The sequence below is a fragment of the Wolbachia endosymbiont (group A) of Ophion costatus genome (assembly GCF_963969245.1).
In the GTDB taxonomy this organism is placed as follows: Bacteria; Pseudomonadota; Alphaproteobacteria; order Rickettsiales; family Anaplasmataceae; genus Wolbachia; species Wolbachia pipientis.
This window is the reverse complement of record NZ_OZ017714.1, coordinates 79,292-100,725: the sequence shown is the minus strand read 5'-3', so window position 1 is coordinate 100,725 and position 21,434 is coordinate 79,292. Positions and strand designations below refer to the sequence as shown.

20 protein-coding genes, 1 tRNA gene and 3 pseudogenes are annotated in these 21,434 nt (G+C 34.1%); 14 read left to right on the top strand and 10 right to left on the bottom strand.

All coding sequences use genetic code 11. The features are described 5' to 3' along the window. Positions 1 to 376 precede the first annotated feature (376 nt). Positions 377 to 450, top strand: a tRNA-Arg gene (locus AACH21_RS00550). 8 nt (positions 451 to 458) lie between these two features. On the opposite strand, the gene AACH21_RS00545 is transcribed toward AACH21_RS00550, so the two are convergent. Then, positions 459 to 1,409 (bottom strand): complex I NDUFA9 subunit family protein, encoded by a 951-nt coding sequence (locus tag AACH21_RS00545; RefSeq protein ID WP_236514355.1) that lies wholly within the window; start codon positions 1,407 to 1,409, stop codon positions 459 to 461. Positions 1,410 to 1,459: 50 nt separating this feature from the next. Further along, positions 1,460 to 2,989, bottom strand: coding sequence for a UDP-N-acetylmuramoyl-tripeptide--D-alanyl-D-alanine ligase (locus AACH21_RS00540; protein WP_338482556.1), 1,530 nt, complete (start codon positions 2,987 to 2,989; stop codon positions 1,460 to 1,462). 183 nt (positions 2,990 to 3,172) lie between these two features. Here AACH21_RS00540 and AACH21_RS00535 point away from each other — a divergent pair, with 183 nt between their 5' ends. The 8 genes from AACH21_RS00535 to AACH21_RS00500 all read left to right on the top strand — a co-directional run bounded on the left by AACH21_RS00535 (position 3,173) and on the right by AACH21_RS00500 (position 8,488). Beyond that, positions 3,173 to 3,940 (top strand): hypothetical protein, encoded by a 768-nt coding sequence (locus AACH21_RS00535; RefSeq protein ID WP_338482555.1) that lies wholly within the window; start codon positions 3,173 to 3,175, stop codon positions 3,938 to 3,940. Between the two features lie 16 nt (positions 3,941 to 3,956). Then, on the top strand, positions 3,957 to 4,214 hold the full coding sequence (locus tag AACH21_RS00530) for a hypothetical protein (protein WP_006279579.1): 258 nt from the start codon (positions 3,957 to 3,959) through the stop codon (positions 4,212 to 4,214). A gap of 3 nt (positions 4,215 to 4,217) precedes the next feature. Then, entirely contained in the window at positions 4,218 to 4,586 is a 369-nt protein-coding gene (locus tag AACH21_RS00525) for an HIT domain-containing protein (RefSeq protein WP_338482554.1), read from the top strand. A gap of 18 nt (positions 4,587 to 4,604) precedes the next feature. After that, positions 4,605 to 4,958, top strand: a complete 354-nt coding sequence (locus AACH21_RS00520) for an NADH-quinone oxidoreductase subunit A (protein ID WP_006279576.1) — start codon at positions 4,605 to 4,607, stop codon at positions 4,956 to 4,958. A gap of 3 nt (positions 4,959 to 4,961) precedes the next feature. Beyond that, a complete protein-coding gene (locus AACH21_RS00515; protein WP_006279574.1) occupies positions 4,962 to 5,468 on the top strand; it encodes a NuoB/complex I 20 kDa subunit family protein in 507 nt (168 codons plus the stop codon). Continuing rightward, positions 5,461 to 6,033 carry an NADH-quinone oxidoreductase subunit C gene (locus tag AACH21_RS00510; RefSeq protein WP_006279573.1) on the top strand — a complete coding sequence of 191 codons (573 nt, stop codon included), beginning with the start codon at positions 5,461 to 5,463 and terminating at the stop codon, positions 6,031 to 6,033. The genes AACH21_RS00515 and AACH21_RS00510 overlap by 8 nt, the downstream gene beginning before the upstream one ends. A gap of 3 nt (positions 6,034 to 6,036) precedes the next feature. Then, the gene (gene mdh / locus AACH21_RS00505) at positions 6,037 to 6,987 is read left to right on the top strand and encodes a malate dehydrogenase (protein ID WP_236514358.1); all 951 of its coding nucleotides are present in this window, start codon (positions 6,037 to 6,039) and stop codon (positions 6,985 to 6,987) included. A gap of 118 nt (positions 6,988 to 7,105) precedes the next feature. After that, positions 7,106 to 8,488: an IS66-like element ISWen3 family transposase gene (locus AACH21_RS00500; protein ID WP_007548562.1), complete on the top strand. Its 1,383-nt coding sequence runs from the start codon at positions 7,106 to 7,108 to the stop codon at positions 8,486 to 8,488. 72 nt (positions 8,489 to 8,560) lie between these two features. Here AACH21_RS00500 and uvrB read toward each other — a convergent pair whose 3' ends face one another. Beyond that, positions 8,561 to 10,468 carry an excinuclease ABC subunit UvrB gene (gene uvrB / locus AACH21_RS00495; RefSeq protein WP_236515154.1) on the bottom strand — a complete coding sequence of 636 codons (1,908 nt, stop codon included), beginning with the start codon at positions 10,466 to 10,468 and terminating at the stop codon, positions 8,561 to 8,563. Between the two features lie 395 nt (positions 10,469 to 10,863). Beyond that, positions 10,864 to 11,136, bottom strand: a pseudogene (locus AACH21_RS00490) (transposase); the annotation flags it as partial. Positions 11,137 to 11,269: 133 nt separating this feature from the next. Here AACH21_RS00490 and AACH21_RS00485 point away from each other — a divergent pair. The 4 genes and pseudogenes from AACH21_RS00485 to AACH21_RS00470 all read left to right on the top strand — a co-directional run. Next, a pseudogene (locus AACH21_RS00485) lies at positions 11,270 to 12,091 on the top strand (IS982 family transposase). A gap of 41 nt (positions 12,092 to 12,132) precedes the next feature. Then, on the top strand, positions 12,133 to 12,372 hold the full coding sequence (locus tag AACH21_RS00480; RefSeq protein WP_265040772.1) for an IS110 family transposase: 240 nt from the start codon (positions 12,133 to 12,135) through the stop codon (positions 12,370 to 12,372). A 461-nt stretch (positions 12,373 to 12,833) separates the two neighbouring features. Continuing rightward, positions 12,834 to 13,666 (top strand): IS5-like element ISWpi1 family transposase gene (locus tag AACH21_RS00475; RefSeq protein WP_236514306.1). Its coding sequence is split into 2 segments (ribosomal slippage): positions 12,834 to 13,203 and positions 13,203 to 13,666, totalling 834 coding nucleotides; the frame shifts between segments, so codons are not numbered across the junction. A 22-nt stretch (positions 13,667 to 13,688) separates the two neighbouring features. Then, positions 13,689 to 13,876 (top strand): annotated as a pseudogene (locus tag AACH21_RS00470) (IS4 family transposase); the annotation flags it as partial. 189 nt (positions 13,877 to 14,065) lie between these two features. Here the strand turns inward: AACH21_RS00470 and AACH21_RS00465 are convergent. From AACH21_RS00465 to AACH21_RS00440, 6 genes are all read right to left on the bottom strand, one after another. After that, positions 14,066 to 15,316, bottom strand: a complete 1,251-nt coding sequence (locus AACH21_RS00465) for a citrate synthase (RefSeq protein WP_077188600.1) — start codon at positions 15,314 to 15,316, stop codon at positions 14,066 to 14,068. An 80-nt stretch (positions 15,317 to 15,396) separates the two neighbouring features. Beyond that, entirely contained in the window at positions 15,397 to 15,666 is a 270-nt protein-coding gene (gene rpsT / locus AACH21_RS00460) for a 30S ribosomal protein S20 (protein WP_338482553.1), read from the bottom strand. Positions 15,667 to 15,717: 51 nt separating this feature from the next. Then, the gene (locus AACH21_RS00455; protein ID WP_006279235.1) at positions 15,718 to 16,443 is read right to left on the bottom strand and encodes a lysophospholipid acyltransferase family protein; all 726 of its coding nucleotides are present in this window, start codon (positions 16,441 to 16,443) and stop codon (positions 15,718 to 15,720) included. A gap of 55 nt (positions 16,444 to 16,498) precedes the next feature. Beyond that, entirely contained in the window at positions 16,499 to 17,485 is a 987-nt protein-coding gene (locus AACH21_RS00450) for a tyrosine recombinase (RefSeq protein ID WP_265023569.1), read from the bottom strand. A gap of 365 nt (positions 17,486 to 17,850) precedes the next feature. After that, complete coding sequence (locus tag AACH21_RS00445; RefSeq protein WP_077188602.1) at positions 17,851 to 18,486, bottom strand: DnaA ATPase domain-containing protein; 636 nt, start codon at positions 18,484 to 18,486, stop codon at positions 17,851 to 17,853. Positions 18,487 to 18,615: 129 nt separating this feature from the next. Further along, the gene (locus AACH21_RS00440) at positions 18,616 to 19,680 is read right to left on the bottom strand and encodes an AI-2E family transporter (RefSeq protein ID WP_338482552.1); all 1,065 of its coding nucleotides are present in this window, start codon (positions 19,678 to 19,680) and stop codon (positions 18,616 to 18,618) included. 263 nt (positions 19,681 to 19,943) lie between these two features. On the opposite strand from AACH21_RS00440, the gene AACH21_RS00435 reads away from it, so the two are divergent. Beyond that, positions 19,944 to 21,137 (top strand): bifunctional 2-C-methyl-D-erythritol 4-phosphate cytidylyltransferase/2-C-methyl-D-erythritol 2,4-cyclodiphosphate synthase, encoded by a 1,194-nt coding sequence (locus AACH21_RS00435; RefSeq protein ID WP_077188604.1) that lies wholly within the window; start codon positions 19,944 to 19,946, stop codon positions 21,135 to 21,137. The last annotated feature ends 297 nt before the right edge of the window (positions 21,138 to 21,434 follow it).

Sequence of the window (21,434 nt, the reverse complement as noted above, 5' to 3'; positions counted from 1 at the left end):
TGTCTTGTAACGCTTTATAAGCGCGTTCAGCTTATTTAGATAAAAATCTAGATGTAGATGAAGTTTTGTAAAGACATACAGTATCTATATACTGCAAAAAATTGAACATAAGACGCCGATACATTAAGTAATCCTTACCTTTTAATCTGCAGATTGGCGAAAGCAAATACAATAGCTTCAGTTTCATGATAAGGGGACTGGCAAGGCTTGTCAAGCAAGTTTCTATATAATATTTTCTAAAATAAATAGACTTCTCACATCCAATTTTGGCAGCGCGCGACACACAACTGCAATGACAAGGTGTTGCAAGATAAACATCATATTCACACGAAGTACTTGACTTCACTTGTACTAAGAAGCATTTTATATATGTTGTGTGCCCGTAGCTCAGCTGGATAGAGCAACAGCCTTCTAAGCTGTGGGTCGTAGGTTCGAATCCCACCGGGCACACTCTTCTATCAATACTTTCTATAAATCTTCAAGTACTCTGGCACCACATTTTCAATTGCTAATGGTCGAACCTTCATTGTTTCAAGGTCAACTGACTTTTCGATTGAACTATTCATCATAACTTTCACCTGATCTTGAGTAAGCATAGGGTTCGTATCTCCGGTTATTGGTTTTAGCAGCATAGAAATAATTTTATTTTCTAAAAAGAAAGCTATTAACTTTGCCATTGGAAAAGATACATTGATCAACAAACACTTTCTGTTAGTAACATTCAGAATAAACTTCAATAAGCTTTTGAAAGAGTAAACCTTTGGTCCGCCCATGTTATAAATTTTCTTGTCTTGCTTATTAAAACTGATAATACGATATACCACTTCAGCTAAGTCTGTTACACATATGGGCTGAAATTTAGTCGTTCCATTGCCAATTAGTGGTAAGAAAGGAAGAATAGTTGCTAATCTTGCAAATTTATTAAAGAAGTTATCTTCCTTACCAAATACAAGACTTGGCCTAATTATTATTGCTTCTTGAAATGCTGAAGTTACAGCTTTTTCACCTTCCAATTTACTTTGAGCATATTTTGACAACTTGCTATTTTCTATTCCCATAGCAGAAAAATGTATCATCATAGGTACATTTTTCATTTTTGCAGCTTTTGCTATCCTTTCAGCTATTTTAACGTGAACAGCGTAAAAATCGTGCTTTTTTGCTTCATATAATATTCCCACTAAGTTTATAGCTACATCACATTCTTCCATACCCTCCAGAACTGATTTTTCATCAAAAAAATCGCCTTTAAATATTGATATTTGTCCTAAATTGCCACACAATTTTAAACAAGCAGCTTTTTCCTGATTACGAGTGAATATCTTTATTAAATATCCTTCTTCTGCCAAGCGTCTTACGATGTGTTTCCCTATAAACCCCGTTCCACCAAAAATAATTACACGTTTTGTCACAATTAAAGTTCCTAATAATTTGTTACTGTAAATTAATACAATGATTTCGCTTAATATTTTATTACGAATTCCCGTACAATAAGATCCATTTTCATTCCTCGTGAGCCTTTAACTAGAATTGCATCATTATTCTGAATAATGTTAGCTAAATCACTTTTCAATTGATTAGAATCATTAAAATGCGTGCCTCTTATATTATCTGGCAAAAGCTCATGCAATTCTAACATAAATTTACCAACTGTATAAACTTTATCTATATTATTTTCTGTGATAATCTTAACCAAATCTGTATGAAACTCTATGCTTTCATCACCAAGTTCCAACATATCACCAAGCAAAGCTATTTTTCTCTGATTAGAATATGTACTCAAAGTTTTTATTGCAGTTTTCATCGAAGCAGGGCTGGCGTTATAGGAGTCATCAATTAAATGTATATATTTTTTATTGTATTTGACCTTATGAATATTGCCTCTACCTTTCGCTACACTAAAATTCTTAAGTGCAAGTGGTAATTTTGATAAATCAAGTCCGAGGCTTTGCACAACTGCTGCAACAGCAAGTAGCGAATAAGCAAAATGCTCACCTTGTACACGTAAATTACAGTTTATAATTTGATTATCACTCAGCCTGATTTTTAAACTTAATCTATTAGCAACTCGGTTTGATGTCATTCCAGCGCGTGACGCTGGAATCCAGTCTTTATTATACAACCGTCTGATATGCTCATTTGCAATTGAACTTCCTGGATCCAAGTAGTCAAGCACTGGGATGACAGAAGATAGTGCTGAAATGACAGAAGATTCATCGTTTCTTATTAAGTTTAGTAAACAAACTTCAGCATTTTTATCTTTACCGAAGCTTATTACATTTCTATTGGCGTGTGATGAGAGATAATCATAATATTTATTATCTCTGCTTAAAACCAAAGTACCGTTATTTTTCATACCATACAGAATTTCTAACTTCGCTTGTGCAACGTCAAATAGTGATGAAAAATTTTCAGTATGTGCAGGTTCGATGTTGGTAATAACTGCAATATTCGGATTACTAATTTTTGATAATTCTTTTATTTCACCAGCTTTATTCATTCCCATTTCAAGAATTAAGTACTGGCAGTTTTTTGGAGCTTTCAGAATTGTCAAAGGCAATCCTATATTATTATTTAAGTTACCTTCATTTACATGAGATACTCCATATTGCGATAAAACAGTGTGCAGCATATCCTTTGTAGTGGTTTTCCCAACACTGCCTGTAATTGCAATAACTTTAGCATCAACAAGAACATTTCTAATGTAGTATGATGCCATACCGTGCAAAGCTTTCAGGGTATCTTGTACAATAATGAGAGGGAAATTTTTATATTTACCCTCACTCACTATTGCAGCGACAGCCCCTTTTAAAAACACTTCATGCAAAAAATTATGGCCATCAAAATTCTTTCCCTTGAGGGCAATAAATAAATCACCTTTTTTTATGCTTCTTGTGTCCGTTGAAATATTTGAGCTATGTATCCAATTACAACCATTTACGTCTCTTCCGCCAGTTGCATCAATGATATTATTTGTGTTCCATTTAAACATAATTTAGAGTATTCTTTATAATAAATTGAACAATAAAAGTAGCGAAAATACTACATGTTTTAGACAATGTGCAAATAATGGTTGCAATCCCTATAATTCTATCTTATAATGGACATAGAAGTTTAAATTTTTTCGTCTATAATTAAAATGTATTTAGTTATAGAAAGTACCTTGGAGGTATGTATGGCAGAATCTATTTGGGCTAAGATAGGCGGAGCAGTTAAAACAGGTGTAGAAGCTACAGGTCGGGTGTTTGCTCTTCTGCCTAAAGCACTTATTTACCCTATAAAGAAGCCGTTTGCTTCAACGGGTGAAATGAAACATGATGCTACAGTTTCGTTAAAGAAAGCTGTTGGTATAGATGTACCTGAAGAAGAAAGGGAATATGATCCACCTATAGAAACCACACAGGCTAGTAAGGATCTTGGTGTACAAATAACAGAGCAAAAGAAAGGGATAGGAAAGGTAAGTTTTTTAGTGTCAAGAACTCTGACGGGAGATATACCTTATTTGAATGATGAACAATTGAATAAAATAAAAGCACTAAAAAGTGAGTATTCAAACATCACTATACATAGAGAAGAAAATAAAATTGTAATTGAAATTAACGTTGAGGAAATAGCTAACACTATTAAAACTAATCCTGATAATACAGGCAAGAGCGAGAAAGAAATAAAAGAGCTTGTTCTTAAAGGAATTGCTAATAAAGTTGACGAAGACCTTAAGAAGCTGGCAAAAATTACCGGTGGAGAATTTAAAATTCATACAGACTTAAAATTGCTGAATGGTATTGCAGAAAAATTGTATTATGATAATCAAAAGCAGTCATCAGACAAAGTTGTGAAGTCTGATGTTGGTCAGCCTTCAGAAACTATAGCTTCAGGTGAGAAAAAATGGGCGCAAGAAGCTATAAAAGCAGGTAAGTCGCAAAGTTGTGGAATGCAAAAATAAGTTATAGGGGAGTATTATGAGTGAAGCTAAAAAAATAGAGGAAAGACATCATAGTCTAACTGTTCCTGGGGATATGTATCACTTACAACCAGGAGTTATTACTGGAAAAAGGGTAAGTGGAATAGAACCCTTTTTGAAAGAACAGCAGGACATGGTAAAAGTAAGGGAACTTGTAAGCTCTTTAAATCTTGAAGATGCTTCTGGTGAAGCGATAAAACCACTATCTACACCTAATGTAGAGAAAAACGAAGAAAGAGGGAAAGGTCGCTCTTAAAATATGAGCAATGAAGCTTATGATAGCGATAACATCTTTGCTCAAATATTAAGAGGTGAGTTACCTTGTGGGAAGGTACATGAAAATGAAAATGTACTAGCTTTTCATGATAAGTACCCTGACGCGCCAGTTCATATTTTAGTTATACCAAAAAATCAATATATTTCATATGATGACTTCATTCTAAAAGCTCCTGAAGAGGAAATAGTGGATTTCTTCAAAACTGTAAGAGAGATAGCACACAAATATAATCTAGAAAAAACAGGATATAGATTAGTCACTAACTACGGTGAAAATGGAGAGCAGGTTGTACCACACTTTCACGTGCATATTTTAGGTGGTAAAAAGTTAGGAAAGCATGTAAACTCATAGTGTTATATGTTTTGTTAAATGAGCGAATATTTAACCATAGTAATCTTTATCTGCGTATCAATTGTAGTATCTTTTGCTTTAGGTATATTGCCTATGTTTCTTGCAGTGAGTAAGCCAGATGGTGAAAAGCTTTCCACATATGAGTGTGGCTTCAATCCACTATCTAGTGCAAGAAAAAATTTTGACATTAAATTTTATCTAGTTTCAATATTATTTATAATATTTGACTTAGAAATTGCTTTTCTTTTTCCTTGGGCTGTTTCTTTATCTAAGATAAGCTATGGTGGATTTTGGTCTATGATGGTATTTCTTGCAATACTCACTATAGGTTTTATCTATGAATGGTGTAAAGGTGCATTAGAGTGGGAGTAGTTTATGACAAATCAAATTCTATCTAATGATGACTGGGGTCGTTATAAAAAAGAAGGGTTTCTTGTCACTAAATTTGGTGATTTAACAGATTATGTAATGAATTGGGCAAGGTCTGGTTCATTGTGGCCAATGACATTTGGTCTTGCATGTTGCGCAGTTGAGATGATGCATACTGCATCCAGCCGTTATGATCTTGATAGATATGGTATAATGTTTCGTGCAAGCCCACGTCAATCAGATGTGATGATTGTTGCTGGCACACTAACTAATAAAATGGCAGCAGCATTGCGCAAGGTTTATGATCAAATGGCAGACCCGAAGTATGTTATTTCCATGGGAAGTTGTGCAAATGGTGGTGGTTATTACCATTACTCTTATTCAGTAGTTCGAGGCTGTGATAGAATTGTGCCAGTTGACGTGTATGTCCCTGGATGCCCACCAACCGCTGAGGCGTTGCTATATGGAATGCTATGCCTACAAAACAAAATAAAACGGACTCGGAATGGATAAAACTGCAAAGTATATACAAAAAAAGACCAAATGCGAGTGCATTCAAAAAGATGATGGCATTATTGTAATATATTCAACTTTAGATGAAATTGAAAAGTACCTATTCTTTCTACGTGATGATGAAAAGTGTAGGTTTGAACTATTAGTTGATATTTTTGGGGTTGACTATCCAAATAGAGAGAAGCGTTTCGAGCTAATATACAATCTGCTCAGCATTGTGCATAATATTAGAGTACACATAAAGCTTCAGTTATGTGAAAGCGACATGCCTCCAAGTGTAGCGAAGATATTTAGTACGGCTTTGTGGTTTGAGCGTGAAGTGTTTGATATGTATGGAATAGAGTTTTCTGATCACCCTGATTTGCGTAGGATTCTAACAGACTATGGATTCAAAGGTCATCCAATGTTAAAAGATTTCCCTCTCACTGGTTATGAGGAAGTAAGATATGATATAGAGACAAAAAAGGTTGTATATAATCCTATAGATTTACCGCAAGATTTTCGTATGTTTGATAGCTTATCGCCTTGGGAAGGTAAAACCATAAAAGTAAATACAAAGGAGTAGAAAATGACAGTACAAAGAAAAAAAATATCTTTAATCGGTGCAGGAAATATCGGTGGAACTCTCACCCATATGATTGCACTAAGGGAACTCGGTGATGTTGTTTTACTTGATATTAGTGATGGAATACCACAAGGTAAAGCACTCGACATAGCAGAATCATCCCCTATTGATGGATTTGATGTCAATATTACTGGCACAAATAGGTATGAAGATATAAAAAACTCCGATGCAATTATAATAACCGCTGGCATTGCCAGAAAACCAGGAATGAGCAGAGATGACCTCCTGCAAACCAATGCTAAAGTAATGAAGGAGGTTGGCGAAAATATTAAAAAATATTCTCCAAACACGTTTGTAATAGTGGTTACCAACCCTTTGGATGCCATGGTTTCAGTGGTGCATAAATTTTCAAACCTTCCAACTAATATGATTGTTGGCATGGCAGGAGTGCTTGATTCTTCCCGTTTTCGTTACTTTCTTGCAAGTGAGTTAAATATCTCAGTTGAAGATATATCTGCTTTTGTGCTTGGAGGACATGGCGACACTATGGTACCACTAATCAATTGTACTTCAGTTGCTGGAATTCCACTTACTCAAATTATCGATATGGGTCTTATCACACAGAAAAAAGTCGATGAAATAGTTGAACGCACTCGCAATGGCGGTAAAGAAATAGTTGATCTGCTTAAGTCTGGATCTGCATACTACGCTCCTGCATCTTCAGCTATATGCATGTTAGAATCATATTTAAAAGATAAGAGGCGCATATTACCATGTGCTGCTTACCTTAATGGTGAATATGGTGTAGAAGATTTGTTTATTGGTGTTCCTGTAATTATTGGAAAAAACGGAATTGAAAAGATCCTAGAAGTTAAAATGAATGATAGTGAACAAGAAATGTTTAATAAGTCTGTAAACTCGGTGAGAGAGCTGGTGAAATCTTTAGGTTCATAAGCAAATTAATGGTTTTATAGAGCTTCTTTATAGCTCAAACGTATCCGTTCAGCGGAGTGGCAGAATAAGGTAGACAAGGTGATCTAAAAAGATAATCATAGAGCAAAAGTGAAGTAATATGGTAAACCTTTTAGAACTTTGCAAAAATTTACAGCAAAAAATAGAAAGGTTAGAAGCAAAAATAGAAAGATTGGAAAAAGAGAATGAAAGTTTAAAAGCAGAAAATAAGGCTTTAAAGATAGAAAATGCTGAGTTAAGAGAAAGACTCGGTTTAAGCTCAAAAAATTCATCAATACCAAGTTCCAAAGAGTTGTATAAAATAAAAAAGAATAAGCCGAAAAGCGAAAGGAATATTGGCGGTCAGGTTGGTCATAAAGGAAGTTTTCGCGCCAACATGGATGCAGATAAAGTAGTAAAGATAGAGTTGCCTAATACTTGCGAATGCGGAGGAGAAATTGCAATATGTGAAAAACCATATATTCATCAGAAAGTTGATCTTCCAGAAATCAAGCCTTATGTAGTGGAATATCAGTTAGAACATGGCCGTTGTCGGAGATGCGGAAAGAGAAGAAGTAGCAAGTTACCGGAAGGTGTTACGCCAGATACATTTGGTCCAAGGGTTAAGTCAATAATTGCAGCGTTCAGCGGATTCTACAAAAATTCAAAACGCGAAATAGCGAGTGTCGTAAATGATATCTTCAATTTGAACATAAGCGTCGGTAGCATATCAAATAGTGAACATAGAGTTGCTTCAAAATGCAAAAAAATGTATGAGCAGATCGAACAAGAGATAAGTAGGAGTAAAGTTCTACATATTGATGAAACGAGCCATTATAACAAAGGTAAACTCGCTTGGTGTTGGATGTTTGCAAGCAATACGGCAAGTTTTGTAAAATTTACAGAGTCAAGAGGAATGAAAGTTTTACAAAATAGTAAATTCTGCAATCGCAATAGCTTGGTAATAACTGACAGGTATGCAGCATACAATTATTTTGCCGATAAAAACAGGCAAATCTGTTGGGCACATTTATCAAGAGATTTTGAAAGATTAGCACATAGTTGGAATATTGAAGTTAAAGTTCTGGGTTGTTACTTGAGAAACGTGGCCACTGAATTATTTGCACTAAAAAAAGCTTTACTAAAAAGTGAGATAGATGTTTTGAGGTTTGTCAGACGTGCCAGAAAATTAAGAAAACGTACAAAGTATTACTTGAAGGAGATATCTCGTTTACCTGAAGCAATTGGAGCCTCTCGAGTTGCAAAAAATGTTCTGAGATCTGAAAGAATGATGTGGAAATTTTTAGATGACCCAGAAAATATTCCGCTGACAAATAACCACGCTGAACGGCAAATTCGGCATTATGTCGTTTATCGCAAAAACTCATATTTTACACAATCAAAGCGGGGAAATACATTCCTTGAGCGGATAATTTCATTATACTTAACTTGGAAACAAAGGGGTCTCAATCCTTTCCAAAATCTCCTATCTATTGTTTCTTAAACCACTCTCCTGAACGGATACAAATTATTTACATTTTTATACTATGCACATTACATCATGTGTTATTTAACCTTACAATAATTTTTTTATTCTTGCTGCTTCTTCAAATTCTAAATTTTCAGCATGCTCTATCATTTGCTTTCTCAAATCATCCTTATTAGTATTTACTTTCGGTTCTGCTATTGCCCTCTCCTGTAAGGTGTTTGATATAGGTTTTATTATAGTCTTTGGGACAATATTATGCAATATATTATGTTCTTCTTGTTTTTTTCTTCTTCTTTCGGTCTCTTTTAACGCACGATCCAGAGAACCAGTGATTTTATCTGCATACAAAATTACTCTACCTTCAGCATTACGCGCAGCACGACCGATCGTTTGAATTAATGAAGTTTCCGATCGCAAAAATCCTTCTTTATCAGCATCCAAAATTGCAACCAACCCACACTCTGGAATATCAAGACCTTCCCTCAGCAAGTTAACACCTACTAAAACATCGATTTCTTTAGATCTTAATTTACATATAATTTCTATTCTCTCCAGCGCACCAATATCAGAATGCAAATAACTCACTTTCATATTCAATTCACTCATATATTCAGCTAAATTTTCAGCCATTTTTTTCGTCAATGTAGTGATTAAAACACAAAATCCCTTCCCTATTGTCACTTGTGCCTCATGAATTACATCATCAATTTGACTCTCTATTGGTTTTACAATGCAGATTGGGTCCGTAAGCCCTGTTGGACGGATAACTTGCTCTATAAATACATTACTGGTCTTTGCCAACTCATACTTTCCTGGAGTGGCTGAAATGTAAACAGTCTGCGGCCTAACTCCCTCCCACTCTTCAAATTTTAATGGACGATTATCAAAAGCGGAAGGGAGCCTGAAGCCATAGTCAATCAATTTCTTTTTACGCGCCTCATTACCACTGTACATCGCACCAACCTGAGGAACGGTGACATGACTCTCATCAACAAATAAAATTACTTCTTTGGGTAAATATTCAAACAAAGTAGGCGGTGGATCCCCAGCTTCCATTCCATAGAGATAACGCGAATAATTTTCAATACCTTTACATATTCCTGTTGTTCTCATCATTTCGATATCAAAATTAGTGCGTTGCTCGAGGCGCTTTGCTTCAACAATCTTGTTTTGCGAGTAGTAATAATCCAAGCGTTCATGCAGCTCTTTTTTGACTAGTTCAATTGCCTGCAACAAAGCCTCACGCGGGGTTATGTAATAGCTATTTGGAAAAATGGTGATTTTATTTACGCCTTTGGTAACATTGCCCGTTATAGCATCAACTTCAGAAATTTCTTCTATTTCATCGCCAAATAACGATAAACGCCAAGCTTTATTTTCATAATGGGAAGGAAATATATCAACAATATCGCCGCGCACTCTGAAATATCCTCTCTCAAACCTGGCATCAGAGCGCTTGTATTGAAGATCAGTTAAGTTGCTCAGGAAATCATTAATACGAATTTTATTTCCAACACTAAGCGGTATGATCATGCTGCGGTAGCTCTCAGGCGAACCAAGACCGTATATGCAGGAAACACTGGCAACTACGATCGTATCCCTGCGCTCCAAAAGGGAGCAGACGGTGGAATAACGCAGCATCTCAATTCTTTCGTTAATTGCAGAATCTTTTTCGATATAAGTATCAGTTTGTGGTAAATAGGCTTCAGGTTGATAATAATCATAATAAGAAATGAAGTATTCAACAGCATTATGGGGAAACAATCCTTTCATTTCCTCATAAAGCTGTGCTGCTAAAGTTTTATTGTGTGCCATAATTAATGCAGGCCTGTTTGTCCTTGCAATAACATTTGCCATAGTAAAAGTTTTCCCAGAACCAGTAACTCCAAGCAAAACCTGATCTCTTTTATTGCTATTTAGCCCTGCAATTAAGCTATCGATTGCCTGTGGTTGATCCCCAGCCGGTTGAAAATGTGTAGCGATTTGAAATTCCATAGACTTTACTTACTATCTTTGATTCATTGTATAGTAAACACTATATTGCTTTTAAGATAAGTTGTATAGCTATCGTAAAGCCATAAAACATTAACCAACAATGTCATGCAAGTAGCTGACACTGGAATCTTGTTTCAATGTTAAACAAAATACCATAGAATTCAAGAAGACAATTCCTAAAAAATCCCTACATCCAAAAAAAGGCAAAATGCTGCTTGAATAAGCTAAATTTTTTTAGATGCAAAAACAATAAAACATAGTTGATACTAAAGTTATAGTACTCCTATGACAACGTTACAAAAATTAAGGAAATGGATAGCTCTGATCAATTGGAATAGTATTTTCAGGTACCGGTGGTCAATATGACATTTTTAAAATAAAGATTTAGAACCTGTTTAAAATCTTCTCAATAGAAGAGAAATGAAGGAAAGAACGACCATTTGTAGGCTAGTGTTAAGTTTTCGCTCGCAATTTTTCCACAATCGTCTGCATTTTTCTAACCAAGCGAAAGATCGCTCTACAACCCATCTTTGTGGCAATACAGCAAAGGAATGTAATTCACTTCGTTTTATTACTTCTACAGTTGCTCCAATAATCGTTTTTATTTGAGTTGCAAAATTTTCTCCTGTATAACCTGCATCGACCAGTATATTTTTAACTTCCGAGAGGTTTTCTTTTGCGCTTTCAACCATTCTCACAGCACTGCTAACCCCAGTTGTAAATTAGAAAAAATAGAAAAGGTAAGGAAATAGGGTAAACTCCGAGATATTTGATATTCATTCCTAAAATAGGAGGTTACCAATGAAAGAGAAAGTAACAGAAATCTTTTGTATAGTCGATGATTTTTGCAATACAGTCGATGAAAATTTTGCAGAAAAACTTCTACCAAGTGGCAAAAAACCAACCAGGACGCCAGAGATTACGCATTCAGAGATTTTTACCATAATATTGCTATATCAAGTGCGACAATTTTAAAATTTTCTATGTGCATTATTTGAAATTATTATACGAATCAGCGTTTCCAAAATTGCCATCCTATAGTAGGTTTATCAGGCTAAAATCGCGGGTTTTATGGTATTTAGCGCTCTTAATGCAATGGTTTTGCGAACAGTCAAAAGTGACAGGGATTTCGTACATAGATGCAACATCTATCGCTGTTTGCCATCCAAAAAGGACCTCGAGAAACAAAGTTTTCAAAGGGTTGGCAAAGATTGGAAAGACTACTTATGGGTGGTTTTTCGGTACATCTAGTAATCAATGAAACTGGCGAAATTCAAGGGGTTACGGTGATAAAAGGCAACGTTGATACCTGTGCCAAATTTAACTAAGAAATTGACTGGATTATTGTTTGGAGATAAAGGATATATCAAAAAAGATCTTTTTCACGAATTATTCGATAGAGGGTTAAAGCTTGTAACCAGTATAAAAAAGGGTATGAAAAACTCATTAATGGCGCTAAATGAGAAGATTTTGTTAAGAAAAAGATCGATTATTGAGACAGTTTTTGGCTCTCTGAAAAACAAATTTGAGATTGAGCATACTCGCCACAGATCACCGATAAATTTTTTGGTACACATTTTTTCTACGCTTGTTTCATATTCCATGCAGCCGCTGCATTTCTAAGCTTTACTTCGTTGGCTAATCCGCAACTGGGGTATATAGGGTTGACACCAAGGCAATATTCTTCTGGAGAAGTTGATCGGCATGGCAGCATATCAAAGATGGGACCAGCGGAATGTAGAAGTATGTTATATGAAGCTGCACAAACAATGCTTACAGTTACCAAGAGGACATTTAAATTAAAAAACTGGGGTTGCGAAGAAAAAAGGAATGAAAAAAGCAATTGTAGCAGTAGCAAGAAAATTAGCTGTATAGCCTTTCTTATAATAGTCCGAATGCGATAAGATATGTGTTTATGGCTATAGCAGGCCAGTAGCATATTACGGTCTGTTCGGATTATTGTAAAAAGAGCTATAATTATGCATAGGATGTTGGTTGATAAAACAGAATTTTATTATCAATAAACATCAAAAGAGCATAGGACAATAATTTTATTGAAAATAAAGATAGCAATGCCGATGGAAGGGACAAGCAAGAACTTAGTTAGACTTCGTGGTAAATATGTTGCCGTCCACTTCCGCCTAACAAGTATAATGCGGCTTGACAAATTTATTGTCATCTCAGACCGCGGAGAGAACCATATGCTACTTTTAACTTATGTAAAATTACCAAGGATTATGGAGAAGATATGCTGTTTTGATTTGTGTGAAAATTATTGTTGACTTATGTGCAATTAGAGAACCTAAGAGGTTGTCCGGAAACAAGTAAAAGGCTATAATATCTGAAATTTTAGTACGGGGTAAAGATGAGAAAAAAGTATCCAACAGATCTAAGCGAAAGGGAATGGGCAAGAATAGAAAAACACTTCAGAGTATCATACAAGAAAGGAGGAAGGCCGCCAAAGTATAGCAAAAGAGAAATATTAGAAGCAATTTTCTATGTATTGCGTACAGGGTGTCAATGGCGGTATTTACCAAATGATTTTCCGCTATGGAAGACTGTGTATGAGCAGTTCAGGCAATGGAAGAAGCAGGGAATTTTTGAGAAAATGAATTATGAAATTACAAAATATAGTAGAAGAAAAATAGGAAGGAATGAGCAGCCGAGTGCCTGTATAGTAGATAGTCAATCTGTAAAGACTACAGAAAAGGGGGGATCAAAGGCTATGATGGAAGTAAAAAAGTAAAGGGTAGAAAAAGGCATATAATTACAGACACTCAGGGTTTTATACTAGGTTGTTACGTAGGCGCTGCTAACGAAAATGATAGAGATGGTATTAAAATAGCATTAAACAATATGAGAACAAAATATACTAAAGTTAAAAAAATGTGGGCTGACATGGGATACCAAGGAAGAAATTTAAAGAATCACATAAAGGAAGAATATGACATAGATATTGAAATTGTTACAAGGCCTCCATGTAGATTTTGGGTGCACAAAGATACGCCACCTGAGCTACTACCAACAAGAGAACAAGGGTTTAAAGTACAGCCAAGAAGATGGGTTGTAGAAAGGACTTTTGCTTGGGTTAATAGGAATAGAAGGCTATCGAAGGAGTATGATTTACTCACAACATCCACTGAGAATTTCATATACCTAGCTATGAGTAGGGTTATGTTAAAGAGGGAATATGCTTGAATTTACTTGTTTCCGGACAACCTCTGAGTATCGTTTAAATTTTTCAGTTTTATTTAGTGTAATGAGACAGAAACTCTATCAGGTACTTATTGCACCAAAAAACTTTCAAGCCCTTTTTAAGTATACGCGCTAAAGTTAAAATCCGACCGGGACAGCCGCAATAAAGTAGATAAGCCTAAACGCCATCATGTCTTTAGGAGAGTTTGCTAATGAAAGTTCTTAAGTTGACGCCATTGGCTGAACGGATACGGAATGACACCATCCTTTTTTTTGGATTCCAGACTGGAATGACACCTCTGGACACTTCCGTCGTAAAGGAACCAGTGTCAGCTACTCGGATGACACCTTTTTTCTACTTAGTTTGGGTTATGCAAGAAGTCTAATGAAGTGAAAATAAATTTATTTACCAAAATAGAGTTGCCTTGGTCTACAGATCTTAGTTTCTTTATCATTTATCATTTCATACCACTGAGTAACCCAACCAGTGGTTCTTGCAAGTGCAAAAATAGGCGTGAACATATTTGAGGGAATATCGATAGCATTCATTATTATACCTGAGTAAAAATCAACATTTGGATATAACTTACGCACAATAAAATATTCATCCTTTAAAGCTATTTCTTCAAGTTTTTTTGCAATTTTAAGCAGTTCATTATTTTGTTCTAGTTTACTTAGAACCTCATGGCAAGCGCCTTTCAATATACGCGCGCGCGGATCATAATTTTTATAAACACGATGTCCAAATCCCATCAATTTAAATGGATCTTTATCATCTTTAGCTTTTTCGATGAATTTATCTATATCTCCACTTTGCTCTATCTCTTTTAGCATATTTATAACTGCCTCATTAGCTCCACCATGTGCTGGTCCCCAAAGTGTAGCAACTCCTGCAGAGAGGCTTGCAAACAGATTAGAACCAGCCGATCCCACCAATCTGACAGCCGCCGTAGAAGCATTCTGTTCATGATCAGCATGGAGAGTAAATATTTTATCCAGAGCTTTTGCAAAAAGGGTGCTTTTATCATTATCAACAGCATCGCCAAATATCATCTTTAAGAAATTTTCACTGTAACTTAATTCATTGTTAGCATTTATGAATTCCTGATTGTTGATATGCCTATAAATCATTGCAATAATTGTGGAAACTTGCGCTATTGCAGAAATTCCAAAATCTAGATCTTCACCATTGATATTGTTGCCATGCTTTTCATGGTAAGATGCTGACAAACTTGCAAAACATGCAACTAAGATTGACATAGGGTGAGCAGTTTTTGGAAATGCTTTAATTACATTTGTAACTTGCTCTGATACTTTGGATGATTCTTGTATTTTGAGAAGAAATTTTTTGTGTTGCTCTGAACTGGGTAATTCACCATAGAGCAATAAATAAATCACAGCAGTAAAATTATTATTCTCTGCCAAATCAGCTATATTATGTCCCCTATATTTAAGAACTCCTTCATCTCCATCAATGAATGTAATTGTAGAAGAGCATGAAGCTGTAGAAACAAACCCTGGATCGTAAGTGAATAATCCTGTCATCTTATATAAATCCTTGATATTTAACACATCAGGACCTGTTGTTCCGCTTAATACAGGTAGCTCGATTTTTAATCCATTACTTAGTTCTAATAGCACTTTTTTATCCATTACTTAAGCTACTTAAATTTTATACAGAATATACAAACTGAGGAGTATATATTAATACAGTTAACTTTACATTAACCGTATTAAGCGGTTATCAATGCTTTTACTTTTGCATTTAAGCGACTTATTTTACGCGCAGCAGTATTCCTATGAATAACACCTTTATTCACACACTTGTGTAAATTAGATTCAGCATTCCGAAATGCCAGAACAACATTTTCTTTGTCGCCAGACTTGATTATATCAACCAATTTTCTAATAGCGGTGCGAGTTTTACTTTTCCGCATCTTATTTATTAAAGTGCGTTTTGCTATTACCTTTATCATTTTTTTAGCACTCTTATGATTTGCCATATATTAATACCTAAAATACTGTACTTTCCTTTTAATTATAAAGTTTTTTTGTTAATTTGCAATATCAGTTTTTTCTATGGTTAATCTACTGCTTCTCTCTTCAATAATTTTTTCTAAACTTTGCAAGAATTCATTTTTGTTTAACCCAGAATATATTGGGGGCAATATTTCTATTACTGCCTTTCCGGGATTTTTTCTCAGAGAAAGTATGCTTTTTGGCCAAAACAAACCAGTGTTTAAAGCAACCGGTAACACAGGAACAGATAATACGCTATATAAAGCAGCAATACCTGGTTGATATTTTATATTTTGGTTTATAGTTGTTCTTGTACCTTCAGGAAATATTATTATGCTTCTATTTTCTTTTATACGCATTTTTGCTAGTTTGATTATATGGCGTATAGAACTGATACCATCTGAACGGTTAATAAAAATCATTTTCAGCGCTATAAGATGCAAACCAATGAATGGAATCCATTTCAATTCACGTTTTAAAATAAAAACCGCTTTTCTAAATAGTAGTATAAAAATAAATGTTTCAAATGGAGATTGGTGTTTAGATGCAATGATAAAAGGTTGCTTAGGGATGTTTTCCATTCCCCTCACTTCATATTTAATGCCACATAATAAACGCAGCATGAATAATACAACTCTCACCGAACAGACGAGGAAAATGGTTATTACACACTCAGAAAAGAAAATTACAGGGAGAGTAATGAAAGTATAGAATACCTCCCATAATATAAGAAAGAAATTAAACAATAAACTTGAAATCACAAACTCACATAAATTTATTTAAATTTAACTTTATTACAAATTAAAAACAATAAATTTAATTATTGATCATCTGAGTAATAGGATGCGAATCAGCTAATTTGTCCTTTAACTTTTCGTTAGCAATATGAGTATATATTTGTGTTGTAGAAAGGTTAGTATGGCCAAGAACTTTCTGTATCAACACAATATTTGCTCCGCTATCCAGTAGATGGGTAGCAAAAGAATGCCTAATCACGTGTGGAGAGATCTTATTTTCATCAATATTGCATTTTCTTGCTAACTCCTTCATTAATTGACCGACCCTCTGCCTTGTAATTGGTTTATTAGGTTTATCACCTGGGAATAGCCAATCAGACTCCTTTCTGTTAGAGAGCAGATTGTCACGAACTGATAAATAATTTCTAAGGCTCTGCAATGCTTGTTCATTAAAAAGAATTTGCCTCTCTCTACCACTTTTTCCTTTTATTATTATATAGCATTCTTTGTTATTACTGTTTATTAAATGCGACACTTCACATAATTTCATACTAATTAGTTCAGAAACACGCATTCCAGAAGAGTAAAGGATATCTAAAATCGCACATAGCCTTTTACTGCTTATCTCTTTATTCGATTCGCTTGCTGATTTTCTCACTGCGTCCATTAGCAAAAATATTTCTTCGACACTTAAATACTTAGGCAAAGGACGAGAAACTTTTGGATTCTTTAATTCAGCATCATTAGCCGGCGCTGGATTAAAATCTATTATTCCGTCATTAAATAGACACTTATAGAAATTTTTCATAGCGGATATTTTTCTTGATATAGAGCTACTTTTATATTTTTTTTGTGTACATAAAGATTTCACATAATCTTTAATATTGGTTTTGTTTACACCAACCAAGGTAGTGCCGCTTTCCAATAAAAATTCTTCAAACTGGTGTAAATCCGAACGATAACTTTCCAGAGTATTTTGTGTAGCGGACCTCTCTGAAGCTAAAGCATCTATGTAATATGTTATGTAAAGATTTTCTTTTTTATTTTGCGACTGTTTATTTTTCATTATCAGCTCCTATATTTATTTCTTTGGCTATAATTTGATTAGAAGTGTTCCCTGTGTTTCTTATGAGGAAATATGAGACAAATAAAGCATTTATCAATAGAGTGAACATCACAAACTTTTGCTTTAACCTTTTTCTTAAATTTAATCTTACTCTTATCATAGTTAAATTATAACGTTAAATCTATAAAAAACACCTTATAAAGTGAGCTCTACTATAAATATAGAATACTTCTTAGCTGTATCTATCTATATTTATTATAACATAACATTGATTATAATTCTAACATGGACAGATAGAGATTTCAATTACGTTAGTGTTATGGGTGTTAATAAATTTTTAATATACACCTTTACAAAAGAAGAAATCAAATGGCATCTTTTTTTAATAAAGTGCTAATAAAAGGAACGGTCACATTCGACCCTATAGATTCATTATCTATCTTCTCTATAATTTTATCAATGCTATAGAAAGAACGTTCTATTCTTGCTAAAATATAATTAATCACTTTTAAATCAATTTTTAACTGTTTATCTGAAAATCGTTTTATTAGCATAATTCTTAATAATTCCTCGCTTGCAGGCAAAATTTTTACGCTGATAGTTGATAATATTCGAGAACTTAAATCTCTTAATTTGAAGTTAAGCTTTTTTGGTGAAATTGAAGAAGTGATTAGCAGCCTCTTGTCACTTTCTTTCATGTAATTGTAACAATGTAATAACATTGCTTCATCTTTAATGTTTTGTACGTCTTCTAAAATAAAAGCATCGCTATACCTAATCTCGCTTACGAAGTTATTCACATTGATAAAAATTGCATCGTTTATTGATTGCCAAATATGAGCAAGATGAGTTTTACCGGAGCTTTTAGGTCCAAAAAGAATCAGACATTTCCAAGATAAATCATTAACTACCGAATTATACACGTGCTTATTTTCATCTAAGACGATGTAATTCTGCCGACTATAATCAGCTTGATTGTTGTTAAATAAATTTAATTGCACGTTGAACCTCTTACGTAACCTCTTTCTGGTAGTAATTTTTGCGCAGAAATTTACTTACGCTCCTCAAATGTGTCAGGTATTCTGGGCTCATTTCTCCTCTTACCATAAATTGATTATGCAAAAGGTCTGTTAGCCGTTTTTATAAAGCTCACTTTTAAAATATTTATTGATTGCATATTCTACTGATACATTGAACATTGCTATTATTGGAATAAAAAGTAATATACCTATAAATCCAAAATATGAAGCGCATATAGTAATTCCCAGAATAATTACAGTTGGATGTATATGAACTTTTTTTCCTATTAATAAAGGAACTAATATGTTTGAATCTATTAATTGCCCAACACCAAATAATAGCAAAACAGCAGCACTTTCAAACCATCCACTAAATTTAGTGATAGCGCTCAAAAACCCAATAATGGTATATAATAATGGCCCTACGTAAGGTATGAACGTTAACATTCCTGATAAAATTCCAATAACAATAGAGTGTTTCAATCCGATTATGCTCAGGCTTACAGAGTAAAAGATCATCATGACAATACATACATTTACCTGCCCCTTTAGATAATTAGATATAATGAAATCCACTTTGAAAAAATAATCTGCAATTTTTCCCCTGTAAGGAATAGGGATTAATTTATTAGCTTTTTCTATAATTAAAGGCCAATCACGTAATATATAGAAAAACACTACAGGAGTAATCACCATTAATGATACCGTGTTAAAGCTTGAACTTAACACTTGGATTATAAAGTTACTAGCAATATCAAGAGCATTCATGAAATAAGATACATAGTTGCTGTAATTTTCTGCTAGATTTTTAGATAAGTGATCAAATAAGCTATCCTCGATTTTTATATTAAGAAATTCTAATACAGAGGGGATTACTTTAAGCTCTAATGAAGGCACTTTACTCACTAAGAAATTTAATATTGAAGTAATTTGAACATATATAATAGGTAAAACAAATGTTATGACTAGTATAAAAGCTATTAATAAAACAAGTATTATAAAAATTACAGAACATGAACGTGGTATTCTATACTTTTCAAACTTAATTACTAGCGGATTAAACAAATATGCAATAATAATAGATATTAAACATGGAAAAATCATAGTACGCATCAGGAATAACATCCCTATTATAAAAAGCAGTATGAAACAAATAGTTATATGACGTTTTTGCATGTGTTTAGCATAGCTAATTTACTGAAAAATATGCAATTTATTTTTCCTATGTTGAAAGTATTTTACGATTTGTAATACTATCGTTTTTTACTAAAATTTAGTTGTTTAATCCGCAGGCAAAGATAGATTTTGAGCTCTCTAAATATCTCTTTTGCTATTATAATTATGCTAGTTAATAGGGGAAGTAACTTTTATATGATGTCAGAAATTTTATTTTTCGGAAAGAATCTTGGATAGAGAGGAAAGCTTCTACAAAAAGAAATATGTGCGCTAAGAAATACAAAATAGCAGCATTAATAGTTGCAGCGGGAGTAGGCAGTAGATGCAATTCTACGATTCCTAAGCAATATATAAAACTGGCAGGTAAATCTGTTTTATTTCATACAATTAAAAGATTTCTGGCTAACCAATATATAGATTACATAAGAATAGCAATTAATAGAGACCATGAAAGTTTCTATGAGAAAGCTATATCACTAATTACAGACACTAAATTACTAAGCCCTGTATACGGAGGAGAAAACAGGCAAAGTTCAGTTAAACTAGGGCTTGAAAGCTTACAAAAAGTTAACCCAGATTTTGTAGTTATACACGATGCTTGTAGGCCTTTTGTGTCAGATGTTCTGATAGATAACTTGGTTGAATCTATGATTAATGATCAATATACAGGAGTAGTTCCAGCAATAGAAGTTGAAGACACTATGTCATTGGTGAGTAATAGTTTTATTGAATCTACGATTTCAAGAGGAAAGCTCAGAGCCATACAAACCCCTCAAATTTTTAATTTCAAAGAATTATTATCATGCCATCAATCAGTCAAAGAATTTACTGACGATTCATCACTAATGGTAGAGCACAAAAAACATGTTGCGATTATTAAAGGTGAGAAAAGCAATTTTAAGTTAACCACAAAAGAGGATATCAATATGGCAAAGCTTCTTTTTGAAGAGCCAAAATTTCGTGTCGGAGCCGGTTATGATATACATAAGTTCATTAAAGTTCAAAATGGTGCTGAAAGCTTTATAAAAATTTGCGGTGTGAAAATTGAACACAACATGGCAATAGAAGCGCACTCTGATGGTGATGTTGCAATACATGCAATCGTTGATGCAATACTCGGAGCACTGGGATGTGGCGACATAGGAGAGCACTTTCCTCCTAGTTCCTCTGAATGGAAAGATTGCAATTCATCTCACTTTCTTGACTTTGCTGCTAAAAAAGCAAAAGAAAAAGGGTACAGCGTGTCTAATTTAGATATTACTATAGTTTGTGAAGAGCCTAAAATATCGCCTTACAAAGTAGAAATGAAGAAATTCATATCAAAAGCATTAGAAATTGATGATGAATTTGTAAATATCAAAGCAACCACTGCAGAGAAATTAGGTTATATTGGAAGAAATGAAGGAATAGCAGTGCATGCTTCTGTGTTATTGCATACAAACTTTTATTGGGAATAGAAACGAAAAAACTTACTTGACACCCTTCGCCAGTCCCCTTATCATGAAACTGAAGCTATTTATTTATCTTCGCAATCTGTGCAGGTTAATGACAAAAAACTTAGGGTATTTGGCGTCTCATGTTTAATTTTTCGCACTACGTGCATCGCATGTCTTTAAAAATTTTTAGGTTTTTACCTATATAAGCCGAAACGCGCTTACAAAGCGTTTAAGACAGCAAAAAACGTCAAATTGACAAGGGAGAATTGGAATGCTAGCTACTACGGGGTTTCTTTGCCTTTTTTCCTGCTTAGTAAA